The sequence below is a fragment of the Enterobacter cloacae complex sp. XAL002 genome (assembly GCF_049236805.1).
Taxonomy (GTDB): Bacteria; Pseudomonadota; Gammaproteobacteria; order Enterobacterales; family Enterobacteriaceae; genus Enterobacter; species Enterobacter intestinihominis.
The window spans coordinates 42539-62537 of sequence record NZ_JBMKJN010000012.1 but is presented as its reverse complement, the minus strand read 5'-3'; the positions used below and the strand labels follow the sequence as shown (position 1 = coordinate 62537).

Below are 19999 nucleotides of genomic sequence, written 5' to 3'. Positions count from 1 at the left end.
TGCCAGCCTGCTCCGGCGGACTGGCAGCCTGTGGGGACCGCAATGAAAAAATGTTTTCTGGTTCTCGATTGTGGCGCGACGAACGTGCGCGCCATTGCGCTGGATCCTGAAGGGAATATTGTGGCGCGAGCCTCGGTGGCGAACGAAAGCGAAAGTGCCGCTGAAAATCCGGCCTGGCACCAGTGGTCGCTCGACGCCATCATGCAACGTTTTGCCGTCTGTTGTCAGAAAATCAGCGCAGTGCTGAGCAAGCATCAACTGTGCGGAATGATTGTGACGACCTTTGGCGTGGATGGCGCGCTGGTAGATGAGCGCGGAGAACTGCTTTACCCGATCATCAGCTGGAAATGTCCACGAACCGTGCCGGTGATGGAAGCGGTTGCCCGTTTATGCTCCCCGGCTGAACTACAGCAGATCACCGGCGTTGGGCAGTTTAGTTTCAACACGTTGTATAAGCTAGGCTGGCTTCAGGACAACCATCCCGATCTGTTACAGCGTGCTCACGCCTGGCTTTTTATCTCCTCGCTAATCAACCATCGCCTGACCGGAAAAATGACGACCGATCTCACGATGGCCGGTACCAGTCAGATGTTCGATCTGCATCAGCGGTGCTTCAGCGAAACGATCTTAAGCAAGATCGGCGTGCCTCATTCCCTTTTCCCGCCGCTGGTTTCCCCCGGAGAGATGATGGGTGAACTGCAGCCCGACGCTGCATCCAGACTCGGATTGCCTTGCGGTGTGCCGGTGATCTCCGCCGGGCACGATACGCAGTTTGCCCTTTTTGGCGCCGGTGCGGGAATTAATGAGCCGGTTCTCTCTTCGGGAACCTGGGAGATTTTAATGGCGCGCACCTCGCAGGTTGATACCGCTTTACTGGGGCAATACCCGGGCGCGACCTGCGAACTGGATAGCCGGACGGGGCTCTATAATCCGGGAATGCAATATCTGGCGTCTGGCGTACTGGAGTGGATCCGCGCGCTGTTCTGGTCGCCTGATGTCAACTGGGACACTATTCTGGATCAGGCGGCGGCAATTCCGTACGGGGCGGATGGCGTCACGATGAATACCCAGTTGCTCGATTCTCCGCTCGCCGGCTGGCAGGGCGTTACGCTCACCACCACGCCAGCCCATTTTTACCGCGCAGCCCTGGAAGGACTCACGGTGCATCTGCAAGAAAAACTCCAGGCGCTGGAGGCGATCGCGCAATTTAAGGCGCGTGAACTCCTGCTGGTGGGGGGAGGTAGCCGCAATATGCTGTGGAATCAGCTCAAGTCCAATGCGCTTGGGATCCCGGTGAAGGTTCTTGAAGATGCAGATACGACCGTGCTGGGAGCATCTTTGTACGGATGGTGGGGCGTCGGAGAAACGGCCAGCGCTGAGGCTGCTCGCGATCGGGTCCACTATCGTTACCGTTATTTCTATCCTGAGGAGCAAAGCCGTGCTTAAAACGATATCCCCACTGATTTCACCCGAGCTGCTGAAAACGCTGGCAGAGATGGGCCATGGTGACGAGATTATTTTTGCAGACGCTCACTTTCCCGCGCACAGCCTGGGGCCAAAGACGATCCGCGCAGATGGCCTGCTCATCAGCGATTTGCTGGCCGCGGTGATACCGCTGTTTGAACTCGACAGCTATGCGCCACCGCTGGTGATGATGGCCCCTGTCGACGGGGATACGCTCGATATACAGGTAGAAGCACGCTATCGCAACGCACTCTTTGGTGAGGCGGAAGGGGAGGGGATTACGCGTATTGACCGTTATGCGTTTTATGCGCGGGCACAGAAAGCGTACGCCATTGTGGTGACAGGCGAGACAGCGAAATACGGCAATATACTGTTAAAGAAAGGGGTTACGCCGTACCAATAAAAAACGCCGGGTTTAACCCGGCGTTTTTACTTCAGTCTTCTTACCAGACGTACGTCAGCAGGCTTTGTGAATCTGGCACCATGAAGTCTACGGACATCATCACGGACAGGGAGGTGATGGCGACAATCGAGAACACAAACAGCTTGCGTGCCCAGACCTTGTCATCTTCCACTTTGTAACCGCGCAGAGCCATGCCGAGCCACCAGACGCTCACCGCAGCTGCTACCACCAGATATTTATATCCGGCGTAACCGCCCAGAGAGAGCATCAGCGTTGCCACGGCAAAAGCGATGATGTACAGCGTGATGTGGTTTTTGGCAACTGAGATGCCTTTCACGACCGGCAGAACCGGAATGTTCGCTGCCTGATAATCCTTAAAGCGGAAAATCGCGATGGCGTAGGAGTGCGGCATCTGCCACAGGCTAAAGATAGCCAGCAGGATCAGCGCACCGCTGTCGAACTCGTTCGTGACGGCGCAGTAGCCAATCACCGGCGGCGCAGCGCCGGAGAGAGAACCAATCAGCGTGCCGTAGACGGAGTGGCGTTTCATATACAGGCTGTAGACGCCTACATACACCACGAACCCCATCACCCCCAGCCAGCAGGCCAGCGGGTTAGCACCAAACCACAGCAGCATAAAGCCAGCAATACCCAGCAAGGTGGCGTACACCAGCGAGACAGAAGGAGCAATCAGGCCTTTAACCAGCACCCGATTTTTGGTCCTTTCCATCTTCTTGTCGATATCCATGTCGATGTAGTTGTTAAATACACAACCGGACGCAACCACCAGTGACACACCGACCAGCGTGTAAATAAAGAGGGTGTAATCAATGCTGCCTTTAGAGGCCAGCAGGAACCCTCCGATTACGGAGATCAGGTTGCCAAAGATGATGCCTGGTTTCGTGACTTGCAGGTATTGCTTAAACATACTCGCCGCTCTTAGTGAACCATCATGTTGTAGTTAAGGTTCCACATAATCCAGATGGAACCGACTACCAGGATAGCGATGATAATCACGGTAAAGATAAAGGCCGTCATGTTCCAGCCTTCATCGGACTTGGTGTTCATGTGCAGGAAGCAAACCAGATGCACCAGAATCTGAATCACCGCGGTCACAAGGATTGCGCCCAGGATAACCGGCTTAGATGCAGAACCGTTCATCACCATCCAGAACGGGATCACCGTCAGGATGATCGACAGGATGAAACCTGTCATGTAGGTTTTTACGCTGCCGTGGGAAGCGCCATGATCGTTAGAATGACTCATTACATCGCCCCCATCAGATAGACAACAGAGAACACACAGATCCATACCACGTCCAGGAAGTGCCAGAACAGGCTCAGGCACATGATACGGGTACGGTTAGTACTGGTCAGGCCGCGACGGGAGATCTGGAACATCAGCACTGCCATCCAGATCAGACCCGAGGTCACGTGCAGACCGTGGGTGCCGACCAGCGCGAAGAACGCTGACAGGAAGCCACTGCGATCCGGACCAAAGCCTTCCGCAATCAGGTGATGGAATTCATAGATTTCCATCCCGATAAAGCCAGCACCAAACAACCAGGTCAACGCCAGCCAGGAAACAACCTGGCTTTTGTTGTTTTTGTACATGGCGATAGCCGCCATGCCGTAGGTGATGGAGCTGAATAACAGCAGTGCGGTTTCAACCAGAACGAACGGCAGTTCAAAGATGTCCTTACCGGTCGGGCCGCCCGCTGTGCCGTTCACCAGAACGGCATAGGTTGCGAACAGACAGCAGAACAGGATGCAGTCGCTCATCAGGTAGATCCAGAAACCGAAGACTTTCGTCGGTCCTGTATCATGGTGCGCATGTTCATGCGCGTGGGCAGTCGAGTGCGCCAGAGTATCAGTTGCCATTTTTCAGCCCCGCTTTAGAAATCTCGTCAAAATGCTGGTTTTCCAGCTTTTCAACTTCACGGACTGGTACGTAGTAGTCCACGTCCTCGTCAAAGCTCTTCACAATCCAGCTGATTACGATGCCAGCGAAGCCAACAATCGCCATCCACCAGATGTGCCAGATCATTGCGAAACCAAATACCGTTGCGAAGGCGGCAATCACGATGCCCGCACCGCTGTTTTTCGGCATATGGATCTCTTCGTAATGTTCAGGTTGCTTGTACGCTTCACCTTTTTCTTTCATTTCCCAGAATGCGTCACGCTCATGAATGTGCGGCACTACGGCAAAGTTATAGAACGGAGGTGGAGAAGAGGTAGACCACTCCAGCGTACGGCCACCCCACGGGTCACCGGTCAGGTCGCGGTTCAGGTTACGGTCACGGATAGACACGTAGTACTGAATCAGCTGGCACAGGATACCGCAGGCAATCAGCGCGGCGCCGCCCGCTGCAATCATCAGCATTGGATGGAACTGCGGATCGATCTGCTGGCTCAGACGACGGGTCATCCCCATGAAGCCCAGCACGTAAAGCGGCATAAACGCCACGAAGAAGCCGATGATCCAGAACCAGAACGCGCGTTTGCCCCATTTTTCGTTCAGGGTGAAACCGAACGCTTTTGGCCACCAGTAGGTCACACCTGCGAAGCAGCCGAAGACGACGCCGCCGATGATAACGTTATGGAAGTGCGCAATCAGGAACAGACTGTTGTGCAGGACAAAGTCAGCGCCCGGAACCGCCAGCAGTACGCCGGTCATCCCACCTACGGAGAAGGTCACGATGAAGCCGATGGTCCACAGCATCGCTGAGTGGAACTGGATACGGCCCTGGTACATGGTGAACAGCCAGTTGAAGATCTTAACCCCGGTCGGGATCGCGATAATCATAGTGGTAATACCGAAGAAGGCGTTTACGTTGGCGCCCGCACCCATGGTGAAGAAGTGGTGCAGCCAGACGATGAACGACAGGACGGTAATACACACGGTTGCCCACACCAGAGAGGTGTAACCAAACAGACGTTTACGCGAGAAGGTTGCCGCGATTTCGGAGAACACACCGAACACCGGCAGAACCAGGATGTACACTTCCGGGTGACCCCAGGCCCAAATCAGGTTGATGTACATCATCATGTTGCCACCCATATCATTCGTGAAGAAATGGGTACCCAGATAGCGATCCAGGGTCAGCAGCGCGATGGTGACGGTCAGAATTGGGAACGACGCGATAATCAGGACGTTGGCGCACAGAGATGCCCAGGTAAATACTGGCATCTTGAACATCGTCATACCTGGTGCACGCATCTTCAGGATGGTCACGAAGAAGTTAATACCGGTCAGGGTGGTACCGACACCGGAGAGCTGAAGCGCCCAAATCCAGTAGTCAACGCCCACGCCCGGACTGTACTCAATTCCCGAAAGTGGCGGGTAGGCCAGCCAGCCGGTCTGAGCAAATTCGCCCACACCCAGTGACAGGTTAACCAGGATAACGCCGACAACGGTGAACCAGAAGCTCAGGTTGTTCAGGAACGGGAACGCAACGTCGCGCGCGCCGATTTGCAGCGGAACGACAACGTTCATCAGACCGATTACCAGCGGCATCGCCACGAAGAAGATCATGATAACGCCGTGAGCGGTAAAGATCTGATCGTAGTGGTGCGGTGGCAGGAATCCGGCTTCGCCCGCAGACGCAAGCGCCTGCTGGCTACGCATCATGATTGCATCCGCAAAGCCACGAATTAACATGACGATACCGACGATGCAGTACATGATGCCGAGTTTTTTGTGGTCAACCGAAGTCAGCCACTCGTTCCACAGGTAGCTCCACTTACCGAAGTAAGTGATCAGGCCAACTAAGGCCGCGCCACCAATGATAATTGCAGCAATCGTAACCATGATAATGGGTTCATGGTACGGCACCGCATCCAATGTCAATTTTCCGAACATTTTCTTCCTCGGCCCCTTAGTGAGCGGTTTCCGCGTGGCTCATGTCCATGCCTTCCATACCCTGGTGCGTGTTGTGCTCGCCTTCAGGCTGGGTCATGTCCATGCTCATGCCGTGATCCATAAATTTGCCAATAACATCTTTGAACAGATTCGGTTTCACGTTAGAGAAGTACTCCACCTTGTTGTATTCGCTAGGTGCAGCCACTTTTTCGAACGCCGCCATGTCAGACATGGTGTTTGGAGACTGCTTCGCTTTTGCAACCCACTGGTCGAAAGTCGCGCGGTCTGGCGTAGCGATAGCTTTGAACTTCATACCCGAGAAGCCCGGGCCACTATAGCTGGCGGAGATACCGTCGTAGGTGCCTGCTTCATTCGCAATCAGATGCAGGTTAGTCTGCATACCGGCCATCGCGTAAATCTGGCTGCCCAGACGTGGGATGAAGAAGGAGTTCATTACGGAGTTGGAGGTCACTTTGAACTGAACCGGAGTGTTCGCCGGGAAGGCGATTTCATTCACGGTAGCAATGCCCTGTTCTGGATAGATGAAGAACCATTTCCAGTCCATGGAGACCACTTCAATGGTAATGGGTTTTTCATCGTGAACCAGCGGTTTGCTCGGCTCAAGTGCGTGAGTGGTTTTCCAGGTCAGTACAGCAAGGAACAGGATGATCAGAATAGGTACCGTCCAGACCACAGCTTCCACTTTATTGGAGTGTGACCAGTTAGGGCTATACTTCGCATCTTTATTGCTCGCACGATACTTCCAGGCGAAACCAACAGCCATCAAGATGGCAGGAATAACCACAATCAACATCAGGCCAAAAGCCGTCAGTATCAATGAACGTTGTTCCAGTCCAATCTGTCCTTTGGGGTCTAGTAGTGCAGAATCGCAGCCACTGAGTAATACAGTGCCTGCGAATAATGACAACCATCCCAAACTTTTATTGTATTTCCTGAGTCTCATTTAACGACCTCAATTCCACGGGAGTCTGGTGGCGTTTAAAGTGTGGGGGCATTTTACGGGAAGGTTACATTACTGTAAACATCATTAGCCCTGTGTCAGGAAGGTGTTACTGGGTTCTGCCGCACATGTCACAAGTGTTGCAAATTATGTCGCGTTTCCAGACGGAAGCCGCACGGAGTGGGCGTTATAACGAAAGGGTGCCCCAGCATATCGCAAAAGGGACAATTGGTATAACCATTGCGAAAAACACACAATTAGTTAACAATTAATTATCAATAAAAAGACAACTAAAAAACGAAAATTCAATGTTTCGAATGCTGAATCGTTTAATGAAAAATAGCGTAGCGAAATAAGCTCCAATAATTTCCGAATGCTATCCCGCACAAAACAACAAATATTTTTTTTGTCGATGGCGGTTATTTCACCGTTATAATTTCGGGCTGTTATTACAACGGGAAATAACCTTTCGCTTTTTACTTCATGTCATCTGCGTCTTTCGTAATGACATGAAATCCAGCATCCCACCCGTCAGGATCCCCGCCAGGGCGAGAAACACACCTGCATCAAGCAGAAGGGTTTCAAAAGGAAGTGACAAGTCGGTAGTCGCATTCATGATGAGCACCGTGAGCCACCCTACCAGGGCAAGACAACCTGCCATTAGCAGACGCAGGGCAAACCGATAGGCAGCGTGATATTCCGTGCGCGGCATGAAGTGTTCCGTCCGCTGGGTATATTCCAGCGTCTGGCGACAGACCAGCAGCAATAAAATCCCCGGCACGGCCGCCACCACCGAGAAGAGATAAAAGGTCGGCCAACCGTAGGCTTCAACAAACCAGCCCGCGACGGGGCCAACGTATACGCGCCCGACGGCGGAAAGGGCAGAGAGCAGCGCAAACTGGGTAGCGGAAAATGACTTATTGCACAGCGTCATCAGCAGGGCGACAAATGCCGCAGTGCCCATACCGCCGCACAGGTTCTCAAAGAATACCGCCGTCCCCATACTGATCATATTCTTGTCGGTGATCGACAGCAGCCAGTAACCGGCATTCGATGCGCCCTGAAGTATGCCAAATATCAGCAGAGCGCGGAACAGCGTCAGGCGCTGCATCAATACGCCGCCGTACAGCGCGCCGACAATCGTGGCAAACAGACCCAGGGTTTTGTTCACCACGCCGACCTCGCCCGCATCAAACCCGACGCCGCGGATCAGGAAGGTAGTGGTCAGACTCATGGCGAAAGCGTCGCCAAGCTTATAAAGGACAATAAGCAGCAGGATCAGCCAGGCATTATTGCGACCAAAGAAGTCGCGCAGCGGTGCGGCGACGGCCTGCTCCAGCGAGCGTGGAACCGGGATCACATCGCTCGGTTCAGGCGCGAACAGAGTGGCAATAATGCAGGGGATCAGCAGTGCGGCCATCAGCCAGTACATGCCCTGCCAGCCGAGATAGCGGTCAGCAAGCCACAGTGCGAGTCCGCCGGAAACCAGCATACCCAGGCGGTAGCCGAGCACGCTGATTGCCGCACCGGCGCCACGCTCTTCCGCTGGCAGGACGTCCGTTTTCCAGGCGTCAAAAACAATGTCCTGCGAGGCGGAGCAGAAGGCGATGACCACCGCAAGCGCGGCCATCCAGCGCAGCTGCGTTGACGGTTCAAGGAAACCCATTGCGGCAATGGCGAGCAACAGCAGCACCTGCGTCATTACTAACCAGCCGCGACGGCGCCCGAGGAACGGTGGGGTATAGCGATCCATCACTGGCGACCACAGGAACTTAAAGACGTAAGCCTGGCCGACGAGCGAGAAGAAACCAATGGTTTTAAGATCGATGTTCTCAACCGTCATCCACGCCTGTAACGTGCCGGAGGTGAGCGCAAGGGGTAAACCGGAGGCGAAACCCAGGATCAGCAGAATAGCTGATTTCGGTTGCTGGAAAATGCGTAAGTAGTGACTGGACATGTTCTTATGAACTGACCCGGTGAAGCACCGGGTCAGTCAGCAGGATTAACGTGCGTTCTGCTTGATGAAGTCGTGAATGCTGGTGTCCTGTGCCATGTCGGCAATGGTGTCAGTCAGCACGCTGTTAACCGCGTTAGCGATATTTTTGTTGGAGGCCTGGAATGCGCCTTCAACGGAATAGCTTGCACGGTAGTTTTTGTTCATCTTGTTGCCGTTCTTCGCGGTAGCGATGATGGAGATATCGGCTTTGGTCGCAATGTTGTAGCGAACGTTACCCTGAGAGACGTCAGCGTACAGGTTGTTCACGATGATTTGCAGATCAACCGCGCCGCTTGGGCCAATCATGTAGCCACGGGAGGTCATCTGTTTTTCCAGTACTTCCTGCAACAGGAAGCGCAGGTCGCGGGAAGCGGTCAGCGTAACCTGCTGGTTGTCGCGAGTCACTTTCGCCAGCGCCTGGTCCTGACGCTGATCGGCGCCATTAATGCTGACCGTCACGCCCATCAGGCTTGGATCCTGCTGAGGCAGGGTAATTTTTGGTGAAACGTCAATGGTCGTCGGCGGGGTTGCGCAACCGGCGAGCATAAAGAGTGCTACCAACGGAAAGAAGATTTTTTTTAACATTTTCGGGTTCTCAACGAATCGTAAGCAAAGAGAGAAAAATTGCCGCCATCATAACATCGCCAACGGCCAGGGGAAGTGGTCAACGCATGTAAATTCATCGCCTTGTCCGAAAACTGACCACCTTTCCGCTTTTCTCTACCTGTAAATGACAAAACGTATGAACCTCATAGTGAACTTCATCCGTTTGGATGAGAAAATCAGACGAAAGCTAAATATTTGTTGTCACGGTGTAATGGAACCGGTAAAAGCGGCTAATATTTAAAGGGATGGGTGACATCTTAGCGTTGTCGGAGGAGTGATTTCATGATGATACGTGAACAGATAGAAGAAAAATTAAGGGCAGCGTTCAACCCTGTGTTTCTCGAAGTTGTCGACGAAAGCTATCGTCATAACGTGCCGGCAGGTTCTGAAAGCCACTTCAAAGTGGTTCTGGTCAGCGATCGCTTCACGGGAGAACGTTTCCTGAACCGACACCGCTTGATCTACAGCACCTTGACGGAAGAACTCTCCACAACCGTACATGCGCTGGCGCTGCATACCTACACCATTAAGGAATGGGAAGGGCTGCAGGATACGGTATTCGCATCACCGCCTTGTCGGGGTGCAGGCACAATCGCCTGATAAATCGGATTTGCAACCGCCGGAGTTTTTCCAGTATGTTGCTTACAGATTTCGTCAAAACGGCCTTCGGGCCGTTTTGTTTTGTCTGAGTTTTGAGCGGATGGCGCGTTTTTAAGGCTAAAAATAGCCTTAAAGTGTGAAAAAAGCCGCAGCAACATGCTCCAACCGTTCTCGACTCACCTAAGTGATGCCGCTATAATGCCGCGTCTTATTGAATGTCTTCGGGATGATTCTGGCGACAGGGAATGTGAATCTGCACATAAGAGAGCATCCCGGTATAACAGACAGATTCAGAGTTGACCGAGCACTGTGATTTTTTTGAGGTAACAAGATGCAAGTTTCAGTTGAAACCACTCAAGGCCTTGGCCGCCGTGTAACGATTACTATCGCTGCTGACAGCATCGAAACTGCTGTGAAAAGCGAGCTGGTCAACGTAGCAAAAAAAGTACGTATTGACGGCTTCCGCAAGGGCAAAGTACCAATGAATGTTGTTGCTCAGCGTTATGGCGCTTCCGTGCGTCAGGATGTGCTGGGTGAACTGATGAGCCGCAACTTTATCGACGCGATCATCAAAGAAAAAATCAATCCAGCCGGCGCGCCAAACTACGTTCCAGGTGAATACAAGCAGGGCGAAGACTTCACCTATTCCGTAGAGTTCGAAGTGTACCCGGAAGTTGAGCTGAAAGGTCTGGAATCAATCGAAGTTGAAAAACCGATCGTTTCCGTGACTGACGAAGACGTTGACGGCATGCTGGATACCCTGCGTAAGCAGCAGGCGAACTGGAAAGAGAAAGAAGGCGCTGTTGACGCGGAAGACCGCGTAACCATCGACTTCACCGGTTCAGTAGACGGCGAAGAGTTCGAAGGCGGTAAAGCGTCTGATTTCGTACTGGCGATGGGCCAGGGTCGTATGATCCCAGGCTTCGAAGACGGTATCAAAGGCCACAAAGCAGGCGAAGAGTTCACCATCGACGTGACCTTCCCTGAAGAATACCACGCTGAAAACCTGAAAGGTAAAGCAGCGAAGTTCGTCATCAACCTGAAGAAAGTTGAAGAGCGCGAACTGCCAGAACTGACTGAAGAATTCATCAAGCGTTTCGGCGTGGAAGATGGTTCTGTTGCGGGTCTGCGTGCTGAAGTGCGTAAAAACATGGAGCGCGAGCTGAACGGCGCTGTACGTAACCGCGTGAAGTCTCAGGCGATTGAAGGTCTGGTGAAAGCGAACGACATCGACGTTCCTGCTGCCCTGATCGACAGCGAAATCGACGTTCTGCGCCGTCAGGCTGCACAGCGCTTCGGTGGCAACCAGCAGCAAGCGATGGAACTGCCACGCGAGCTGTTCGAAGAGCAAGCGAAACGTCGCGTTGTTGTTGGCCTGCTGCTGGGCGAAGTGATTCGTACCCACGAGCTGAAAGCTGACGAAGAGCGTGTGAAAGGCCTGATCGAAGAGATGGCTTCTGCATACGAAGATCCATCAGAAGTGATCGAGTTCTACGGTAAGAACAAAGAGCTGATGGACAACATGCGCAACGTTGCACTGGAAGAGCAGGCTGTTGAAGCGGTACTGGCGAAAGCGAAAGTAACCGAAAAAGAGACCTCTTTCACCGAACTGATGAACCAGCAGGCGTAATTTCGCCCCAACGGTTTAAAGTTTGAACAAAAAACCCGTTGCCCTCCGGCGACGGGTTTTTTTTATCACAGCTTTAGTCCTGGAAGGGTGCTAAAACGCCCTTTCAGTGTTAGCGTTACAACAAAACGTTGTTATGCTTGAAATAGGGCATGGCGACCCCCATTAGTATGTAATCACGATGATTGAGACTGGCTGATAATCCGTCCATAAGGTTACAATCAGTACAGCAGGTGTTTTCAATTTTGAACCAGGAGACGGAAATGTCATACAGTGGCGAACGAGATAACTTTGCACCCCATATGGCGCTGGTGCCAATGGTTATTGAACAGACCTCACGCGGTGAGCGATCTTTCGATATCTATTCCCGTCTGCTCAAGGAACGCGTTATCTTTCTGACCGGCCAGGTGGAAGACCATATGGCTAACCTGATCGTGGCGCAGATGCTGTTCCTGGAAGCGGAAAACCCGGAAAAAGACATTTACCTGTACATCAACTCGCCGGGCGGTGTGATTACGGCGGGCATGTCTATTTATGACACCATGCAATTCATCAAGCCGGATGTCAGCACCATCTGTATGGGACAGGCAGCGTCCATGGGGGCTTTCCTGTTAACCGCAGGGGCGAAAGGTAAGCGTTTCTGCCTGCCTAACTCCCGCGTGATGATTCACCAGCCGCTGGGTGGTTACCAGGGCCAGGCGACGGATATTGAAATCCACGCCCGAGAAATTCTGAAAGTAAAAGCGCGCATGAATGAACTTATGGCGCAGCATACGGGTCAACCACTCGAGCAGATCGAGCGCGATACCGAGCGCGATCGCTTCCTGTCTGCACCAGAGGCAGTTGAGTACGGCTTAGTCGACTCCATTTTGACCCATCGTAATTGATGCCCGCGACGCGAGTGTGCCGCTATACTAATTTAGGGCGGCACGTTGCCTGTAAGCAGCTTGCGTCTGAGTATGGCATTTGCGTCGTCATGTGCGGCACATAGAACTTAAAAAGAGGTTTGGACTCATGACAGATAAACGCAAAGATGGTTCGGGCAAACTGCTGTACTGCTCTTTTTGCGGCAAAAGCCAGCATGAAGTGCGTAAACTGATTGCCGGGCCGTCCGTGTATATCTGCGACGAATGCGTCGATTTATGTAACGACATCATTCGCGAAGAGATTAAAGAAGTCGCGCCGCACCGTGAGCGCAGCGCGTTACCAACGCCACACGAGATTCGCCACCACCTGGACGACTATGTCATTGGTCAGGAGCAGGCGAAAAAAGTGCTGGCGGTGGCGGTATACAACCACTACAAGCGTCTGCGTAACGGCGATACCAGCAATGGCGTGGAACTGGGCAAAAGTAACATTCTGCTGATCGGGCCTACGGGTTCCGGTAAAACGTTGCTGGCGGAAACGCTGGCGCGCCTGCTGGATGTTCCGTTCACCATGGCGGATGCCACCACCCTGACCGAAGCCGGTTATGTGGGTGAAGACGTTGAAAATATTATCCAGAAGCTGCTCCAGAAGTGCGATTACGACGTACAGAAAGCCCAGCGCGGGATCGTCTATATCGATGAGATTGACAAAATCTCCCGTAAATCAGACAACCCATCCATCACCCGTGACGTCTCGGGCGAAGGCGTGCAGCAGGCGCTCCTGAAGCTGATTGAAGGTACGGTTGCGGCTGTTCCACCGCAGGGTGGGCGTAAACATCCGCAGCAGGAATTCTTGCAGGTTGATACCTCCAAGATCCTGTTTATCTGTGGTGGTGCGTTTGCAGGCCTGGATAAAGTGATCTCTCACCGTGTGGAAACCGGCTCCGGCATTGGTTTTGGCGCAACGGTGAAAGCTACGTCTGAAAAACCAAACGAAGGCCAGCTGCTGGCGCAGGTTGAACCGGAGGATCTGATCAAATTTGGTTTGATTCCGGAATTTATCGGCCGTCTGCCGGTTGTGGCGACCCTGAACGAACTGAGCGAAGACGCGCTGATTCAGATCCTGAAAGAGCCGAAAAACGCGCTGACCAAGCAGTATCAGGCGCTGTTTAATCTGGAAGGCGTTGAGCTGGAATTCCGTGACGAAGCACTGGACGCGATTGCCAAGAAAGCGATGGCGCGTAAAACCGGTGCCCGTGGCCTGCGTTCTATCGTGGAAGCAGCATTGCTCGACACGATGTACGATCTTCCTTCTATGGAAGATGTCGAAAAAGTCGTGATCGACGAGTCCGTCATTGGTGGCCAGACCAAGCCGTTACTGATTTACGGTAAACCGGAAGCGCAGCAGGCATCTGGCGAATAATTCACCATTTCATACAATCAGTTAATCAAAAAGGGGGGATTTTATCTCCCCTTTACTTTTTCCGTATTCATGGCGTTGAATGTATGGGAAACATCCCCATATACTGGATTACATGTTAATGGTTGTGTGAAGCACAGTTACATGACCAGTTTACCTGGCGGACACTAAACTAAGAGAGAGCTCTATGAATCCTGAGCGTTCTGAACGCATTGAAATCCCCGTATTGCCGTTGCGCGATGTGGTGGTTTATCCGCACATGGTCATACCCTTATTTGTAGGGCGGGAAAAATCTATCCGTTGCCTCGAAGCCGCCATGGATCATGATAAAAAAATCATGTTGGTTGCGCAGAAGGAAGCATCAACGGATGAGCCGGGTGTAAACGATCTTTTCACCGTCGGGACCGTGGCCTCTATTTTGCAGATGCTGAAGCTGCCAGACGGCACCGTGAAGGTGCTGGTGGAAGGCTTACAGCGCGCGCGTATTACCACTCTGTCAGACGATGGCGAGCACTTCTCTGCGAAGGCAGAGTACCTTGATTCACCGGAACTTGATGAGCGCGAGCAGGAAGTGCTGGTACGCACCGCGATCAGCCAGTTTGAAGGCTACATCAAGCTGAACAAGAAAATCCCACCTGAAGTGCTGACGTCGCTGAACAGCATCGACGATCCTGCACGTCTGGCGGATACCATCGCTGCGCACATGCCGCTGAAGCTGGCTGACAAACAGTCCGTGCTGGAAATGTCCGACGTTAACGAACGTCTGGAATACCTGATGGCGATGATGGAGTCTGAGATCGATCTGCTCCAGGTTGAGAAGCGCATTCGCAACCGCGTCAAAAAGCAGATGGAAAAATCGCAGCGTGAGTACTATCTGAACGAGCAAATGAAAGCCATTCAGAAAGAGCTCGGCGAGATGGACGATGCGCCGGATGAAAACGAAGCGCTGAAGCGTAAGATCGACGCGGCGAAGATGCCGAAAGAGGCGAAAGAGAAAGCCGAAGCTGAGTTGCAGAAGCTGAAAATGATGTCTCCGATGTCGGCGGAAGCGACCGTTGTACGCGGCTACATTGAGTGGATGGTTCAGGTTCCATGGAATGCCCGCAGCAAGGTCAAAAAAGACCTGCGTCAGGCACAGGAAATCCTCGATACCGACCACTATGGCCTGGAACGTGTGAAAGACCGCATTCTTGAGTACCTCGCGGTACAGAGCCGGGTGAACAAAATCAAAGGTCCAATCTTGTGCCTGGTAGGGCCTCCAGGGGTGGGTAAAACCTCTCTGGGCCAGTCCATCGCCAAAGCGACCGGACGTAAGTACATCCGTATGGCGCTGGGCGGCGTGCGTGATGAAGCGGAAATCCGCGGTCACCGCCGTACCTATATCGGTTCTATGCCGGGCAAGCTGATCCAGAAGATGGCGAAAGTGGGCGTCAAAAACCCGCTGTTCCTCCTCGACGAGATCGACAAAATGTCTTCGGACATGCGTGGCGATCCGGCGTCGGCGCTGCTGGAAGTGCTTGATCCAGAGCAGAACGTGGCGTTCAGCGATCACTACCTGGAAGTCGATTACGACCTGAGCGATGTGATGTTCGTGGCGACGTCGAATTCCATGAACATTCCGGCACCGCTGCTGGACCGTATGGAAGTGATCCGTCTGTCCGGTTATACCGAAGACGAGAAGCTGAACATTGCTAAGCAGCACCTGCTGCCGAAGCAGATTGAGCGTAACGCGCTGAAAGCTAACGAGCTGACCGTTGAGGACAGCGCTATTGTCGGCATTATTCGTTACTACACCCGTGAAGCGGGCGTGCGTAGCCTTGAGCGTGAGATCTCTAAACTGTGCCGTAAGGCGGTTAAGCAGCTGCTGCTGGATAAGAGCCTGAAGCACATCGTGATTAACGGCGACAATCTGCATGCTTACCTCGGCGTTCAGCGCTTCGACTATGGCCGTGCGGACAACGAAAACCGCGTTGGTCAGGTGACTGGACTGGCGTGGACGGAAGTGGGTGGCGATCTGCTGACCATTGAAACCGCCTGTGTACCGGGTAAAGGCAAGCTGACCTACACTGGCTCGCTCGGTGAAGTGATGCAGGAGTCCATCCAGGCAGCGTTGACCGTGGTGCGTGCGCGCGCGGAAAAACTGGGTATCAACCCGGATTTCTACGAAAAACGCGACATTCACGTTCACGTTCCGGAAGGGGCGACGCCGAAAGATGGCCCAAGCGCGGGTATTGCTATGTGTACGGCGCTGGTTTCCTGCCTGACGGGGAACCCGGTCCGTGCTGATGTGGCCATGACTGGTGAAATTACGCTGCGTGGTCAGGTACTGCCCATCGGTGGGTTAAAAGAAAAACTGCTGGCGGCACACCGTGGTGGGATCAAAGCCGTATTGATTCCTTACGAGAATAAACGCGATCTGGAAGAGATTCCGGACAACGTTATTGCCGATTTGCAGATCCATCCGGTGAAACGCATTGAGGAAGTTCTGACTCTCGCACTGCAAAATGAACCGTCCGGAATGCAGGTTGTAACCGCAAAATAGTGACCTCGCGCAAAGAGCGCTAATAAAAACAAGGCTGGTAAGTCATTTCGTACTTGCCAGCCTTTTTTTGTATAGCTAATTTAGATTGCTGATTGGGTTAGCCATCAACAACGGGTGTTGTAAGGTCATAGCAGGACTGATATAACTGCTGCGCGGTCGCGCTGTGAAGGATTCAGGTGCGATATAAATTATAAAGAGAGGAAGAGAACAGTGAATAAATCTCAACTGATTGACAAAATTGCTGCGGGTGCTGATATTTCTAAAGCTGCAGCTGGACGTGCTTTAGATGCTTTAATTGCTTCTGTTACTGAATCTCTGCAAGCTGGGGACGACGTTGCACTGGTAGGCTTCGGTACTTTTGCGGTTAAAGAGCGTGCTGCCCGTACTGGCCGCAACCCGCAGACCGGTAAAGAGATCACCATTGCTGCCGCTAAAGTGCCGGGTTTCCGTGCAGGTAAGGCGCTGAAAGACGCAGTAAATTGATTGCTTTCCCGCTCCAGGGAAGCTGAAAAGTACAAGGGCGCATCGTTTGATGTGCCTTTTTTGTTTGTCCAGACCTGATTTGTGCGAGTTTATGCGAGTTGTGGGCTGACAATTGCCCTGTTTTCTTGTCACAATACGCCTTTACGCGCGACGGTCAGGATTTTCCGTCAGCGTCAGGTAACCAGTCACCTACAGCGGAGTGTTGTTACACCATGATGGACAGCTTACGCACGGCTGCTAACAGTCTCGTGCTCAAGATTATTTTCGGTATCATTATCGTGTCGTTCATATTGACCGGTGTGAGTAGTTACCTCATCGGCGGTGGCGCGAACTACGCCGCAAAAGTGAATGGCCAGGAAATTAGCCGTGGGCAGTTCGAGAACGCTTTTGCTGGTGAACGTAACCGCATGCAGCAACAGCTGGGCGACCAATACTCTGAACTTGCAGCCAACGAAGGCTATATGAAAAACCTGCGTCAGCAGACGCTGAACCGCCTTATCGACGAAGCGCTGCTGGACCAGTACGCGAAAAGCCTCGGTCTGGGCATCAGCGATGAGCAGGTTAAAAAAGCCATCTTCTCGACGCAGGCTTTCCAGTCTAATGGGAAGTTCGACAACGCGCGTTACAACAGCATTGTTAACCAGATGGGGATGACGGCTGACCAGTACGCACAGGCGCTGCGTAACCAGTTGACCACGCAACAGCTGATCAACGCGGTGGTGGGCACCGATTTCATGCTGAAAGGCGAAACTGAAGCGCTGGCAGCACTGGTAGCGCAGCAACGCGTGGTGCGTGAAGCGACGATTGATGTCAATGCACTGGCGGCGAAACAGCAGGTTAGCGACGCTGAAGTTAACGCTTACTACGAGCAAAACAAGAACAACTTCATCTCTCCTGAACAGTTCCGCGTAAGCTATATCAAGCTGGATGCTGCCGCGATGCAGAAAAACGCGACTGACGCCGAGATCCAGTCTTATTACGACCAGCATCAGGATCAGTTCACTCAGCCGCAGCGTAACCGTTACAGCGTGATCCAGACCAAAACGGAAGCAGAAGCAAAAGCCGTGCTGGACGAGCTGAACAAAGGCGCTGATTTCGCGACCGTGGCGAAAGCAAAATCCACCGACATTATTTCTGCCAAAAACGGCGGTGATATGGGCTGGCTGGAAGATTCCACTACCCCGGACGAGCTGAAAAATGCGGGTCTTAAAGAGAAAGGCCAACTGTCTGGTGTAATCAAATCCTCCGTTGGCTTCCTGGTGGCGCGTCTGGACGATGTCGTGGCGGCGAAAACCAAGCCGCTGGCTGACGTTCGTGATGATATCGCTGCGAAAGTGAAGCAGGAGAAAGCGCTGGACGCCTTCTATGCTCTGCAACAGAAAGTGAGCGATGCCGCAAGCAACGACAACGAATCACTGGCGGGCGCTGAGCAGGCTGCTGGCGTGAAAGCGGTTGAGACGGGCTGGTTCAGCCATGAAAATCTGCCGGAAGAACTGAACTTCAAACCGGTTTCAGATGCCATTTTCAATGGTGGTCTGGTAGGTGAGAACGGTACGCCGGGCAGCAACTCAGACATCATTACCGTTGACGGTGACCGTGCGTTCGTACTGCGCGTCAGCGAGCACAAAGCCGAGGCAGTGAAGCCCCTGGCGGAAGTGAAAGATCAGGTGGTGGCGCTGGTCAAACACAACAAAGCGGCACAGCAGGCAAAACTGGATGCAGAGAAAATTCTGGCCGATCTGAAAGCCGGTAAGAACGATGCACTGAAAGCGGCTGGCCTGAACTTTGGCGAAGCCAAAACGCTGAGCCGTACCGGTCAGGATCCTGTCAGCCAGGCGGCGTTTGGTCTGAGCCTGCCGGCGAAAGACAAACCTGTCTTTGGCACCACGACCGATATGCAGGGTAACGTGGTGATTCTGGCGCTGGATGAAGTCAAAGCCGGCACGCTGCCAGACGCGCAGAAGAAGGCCATGGTTCAGGGAATTACCCAGAATAATGCCCAGATTGCTTTCGAAGCGATGATGAGCAACCTGCGTAAAGAAGCCAAAATCAAGCTGGGTGATGTGGTGACCCAGGAGCAATAATTACGTACCTGCTCGCAGATTTTCGTAACGCTCTGCAAAAACTAAAGGCCGCTTTCGCGGCCTTTTCCATTTCTGCAATCTGCTGTTTGTCCCTGTTTTCTCGTACGGCTATCGTGGCGTGGCTGTCAACAAACAAGGAGAAAACAGCATGAAATGTGGAATCAAAGCACTGTTAATTACACTGGCTATTGCCACTTCCGGGATGAGTGCGGGCGCGCTGGCGGCGTCGCCCTCGGCTAAAGCGCAGGCTGCACAGACCAAAACAGACTCAGCTGCGCAGGCTCATACGCAATCAAAAGCGACTGAGGCCGGTAAAAGTGCAGAGGATGACGGTACGCGAGTCAGCATCAATTCGGCATCGGCAGAAGAGCTCGCGCGCGTGATGAACGGTGTGGGACTTAAAAAAGCCCAGGCCATTGTTAGCTACCGCGAGGAGTACGGTCCTTTTAAAACCCTTGACGATCTCAAGCAGGTGCCGGGTATGGGCAGCGCGCTGGTTGAGCGCAATCTCGCACACCTGACGCTGTAATCGCGTAATCACTTGCACTGCGGCAAAAATTTGCCAGGATAAAGAGGTCATACCAGTTATGACCTCTGAACCTATAACAACGAAAGGCTATTGCGCTATGCAGACACAAATCAAAGTCCGTGGTTATCACCTCGATGTTTACCAGCACGTCAATAACGCCCGCTACCTTGAATTTCTTGAAGAGGCGCGCTGGGATGGCCTGGAGAACAGCGAAAGCTTCCAGTGGCTGACCGCACACAACATCGCGTTTGTGGTCGTCAACATCAACATTAACTACCGCCGCCCGGCTGTGCTGGGGGATGTGCTCACCGTGACCAGTGAGGTCCAACAACTGAATGGCAAAAGTGGTGTATTGAGCCAGGTCGTCACGCTTGAGCCAGAAGGGCAGGTGGTGGCCGATGCGCTGATCACCTTTGTCTGTATCGATCTCAAAACCCAGAAAGCGTTGCCGCTGGAAGGGGAGTTGCGCGAAAAGCTGGAGCTGATGATCGCGTAAAAAATGTTCAGGGATAACCGTGCTGTCGCCACTTACCGTTCGACAGTACGGTCAGGTCGCC

Annotated in this window: 18 protein-coding genes; 11 read left to right on the top strand and 7 right to left on the bottom strand. The window is 53.0% G+C overall.

Going from position 1 to position 19999, the window contains the following annotated elements; translation table 11 throughout:
- The first annotated feature begins 42 nt into the window (after positions 1-42).
- On the top strand, positions 43-1446 hold the full coding sequence (fucK, locus tag ACOT0L_RS13415) for an L-fuculokinase (protein ID WP_185817706.1): 1404 nt from the start codon (positions 43-45) through the stop codon (positions 1444-1446).
- Positions 1439-1867 carry an L-fucose mutarotase gene (fucU, locus tag ACOT0L_RS13410; protein WP_022647241.1) on the top strand — a complete coding sequence of 143 codons (429 nt, stop codon included), beginning with the start codon at positions 1439-1441 and terminating at the stop codon, positions 1865-1867. The genes fucK and fucU overlap by 8 nt, the downstream gene beginning before the upstream one ends.
- Before the next feature lie 40 nt (positions 1868-1907).
- On the opposite strand, the gene cyoE is transcribed toward fucU, so the two are convergent.
- The 7 genes from cyoE to ACOT0L_RS13375 form a co-directional block, all read right to left on the bottom strand.
- Positions 1908-2795, bottom strand: coding sequence for a heme o synthase (gene cyoE, locus ACOT0L_RS13405; RefSeq protein WP_022647242.1), 888 nt, complete (start codon positions 2793-2795; stop codon positions 1908-1910).
- Between the two features lie 11 nt (positions 2796-2806).
- A complete protein-coding gene (locus ACOT0L_RS13400; RefSeq protein ID WP_006809888.1) occupies positions 2807-3133 on the bottom strand; it encodes a cytochrome o ubiquinol oxidase subunit IV in 327 nt (108 codons plus the stop codon).
- On the bottom strand, positions 3133-3747 hold the full coding sequence (locus tag ACOT0L_RS13395) for a cytochrome o ubiquinol oxidase subunit III (RefSeq protein ID WP_022647243.1): 615 nt from the start codon (positions 3745-3747) through the stop codon (positions 3133-3135). The genes ACOT0L_RS13400 and ACOT0L_RS13395 overlap by 1 nt, the downstream gene beginning before the upstream one ends.
- Entirely contained in the window at positions 3737-5728 is a 1992-nt protein-coding gene (gene cyoB / locus ACOT0L_RS13390) for a cytochrome o ubiquinol oxidase subunit I (RefSeq protein WP_006809887.1), read from the bottom strand. The genes ACOT0L_RS13395 and cyoB overlap by 11 nt, the downstream gene beginning before the upstream one ends.
- Positions 5729-5744: 16 nt before the next feature.
- A complete protein-coding gene (gene cyoA / locus ACOT0L_RS13385) occupies positions 5745-6692 on the bottom strand; it encodes a cytochrome o ubiquinol oxidase subunit II (protein ID WP_006809886.1) in 948 nt (315 codons plus the stop codon).
- 478 nt (positions 6693-7170) lie between these two features.
- Entirely contained in the window at positions 7171-8646 is a 1476-nt protein-coding gene (gene ampG, locus ACOT0L_RS13380) for a muropeptide MFS transporter AmpG (protein ID WP_022647245.1), read from the bottom strand.
- A gap of 45 nt (positions 8647-8691) precedes the next feature.
- Positions 8692-9270, bottom strand: a complete 579-nt coding sequence (locus ACOT0L_RS13375; RefSeq protein WP_022647246.1) for a lipoprotein — start codon at positions 9268-9270, stop codon at positions 8692-8694.
- Between the two features lie 303 nt (positions 9271-9573).
- Between ACOT0L_RS13375 and bolA the strand changes: the two genes are divergently transcribed.
- The 9 genes from bolA to ACOT0L_RS13330 all read left to right on the top strand — a co-directional run bounded on the left by bolA (position 9574) and on the right by ACOT0L_RS13330 (position 19938).
- Entirely contained in the window at positions 9574-9891 is a 318-nt protein-coding gene (gene bolA / locus ACOT0L_RS13370; RefSeq protein ID WP_003859051.1) for a transcriptional regulator BolA, read from the top strand.
- 331 nt (positions 9892-10222) lie between these two features.
- Positions 10223-11521, top strand: a complete 1299-nt coding sequence (tig, locus tag ACOT0L_RS13365; RefSeq protein ID WP_006809881.1) for a trigger factor — start codon at positions 10223-10225, stop codon at positions 11519-11521.
- A 260-nt stretch (positions 11522-11781) separates the two neighbouring features.
- Positions 11782-12405, top strand: coding sequence for an ATP-dependent Clp endopeptidase proteolytic subunit ClpP (clpP, locus tag ACOT0L_RS13360; protein ID WP_006809880.1), 624 nt, complete (start codon positions 11782-11784; stop codon positions 12403-12405).
- 127 nt (positions 12406-12532) lie between these two features.
- The gene (gene clpX, locus ACOT0L_RS13355) at positions 12533-13807 is read left to right on the top strand and encodes an ATP-dependent protease ATP-binding subunit ClpX (RefSeq protein WP_006809879.1); all 1275 of its coding nucleotides are present in this window, start codon (positions 12533-12535) and stop codon (positions 13805-13807) included.
- 184 nt (positions 13808-13991) lie between these two features.
- Positions 13992-16346: an endopeptidase La gene (lon, locus tag ACOT0L_RS13350; RefSeq protein WP_126503089.1), complete on the top strand. Its 2355-nt coding sequence runs from the start codon at positions 13992-13994 to the stop codon at positions 16344-16346.
- Between the two features lie 210 nt (positions 16347-16556).
- A complete protein-coding gene (gene hupB, locus ACOT0L_RS13345; RefSeq protein ID WP_002444653.1) occupies positions 16557-16829 on the top strand; it encodes a nucleoid-associated protein HU-beta in 273 nt (90 codons plus the stop codon).
- Between the two features lie 212 nt (positions 16830-17041).
- A complete protein-coding gene (ppiD, locus tag ACOT0L_RS13340) occupies positions 17042-18913 on the top strand; it encodes a peptidylprolyl isomerase (protein WP_023299452.1) in 1872 nt (623 codons plus the stop codon).
- 148 nt (positions 18914-19061) lie between these two features.
- Entirely contained in the window at positions 19062-19442 is a 381-nt protein-coding gene (locus tag ACOT0L_RS13335; protein ID WP_022647249.1) for a helix-hairpin-helix domain-containing protein, read from the top strand.
- 97 nt (positions 19443-19539) lie between these two features.
- The gene (locus ACOT0L_RS13330; RefSeq protein ID WP_017694410.1) at positions 19540-19938 is read left to right on the top strand and encodes a YbgC/FadM family acyl-CoA thioesterase; all 399 of its coding nucleotides are present in this window, start codon (positions 19540-19542) and stop codon (positions 19936-19938) included.
- Positions 19939-19999: the final 61 nt, after the last annotated feature.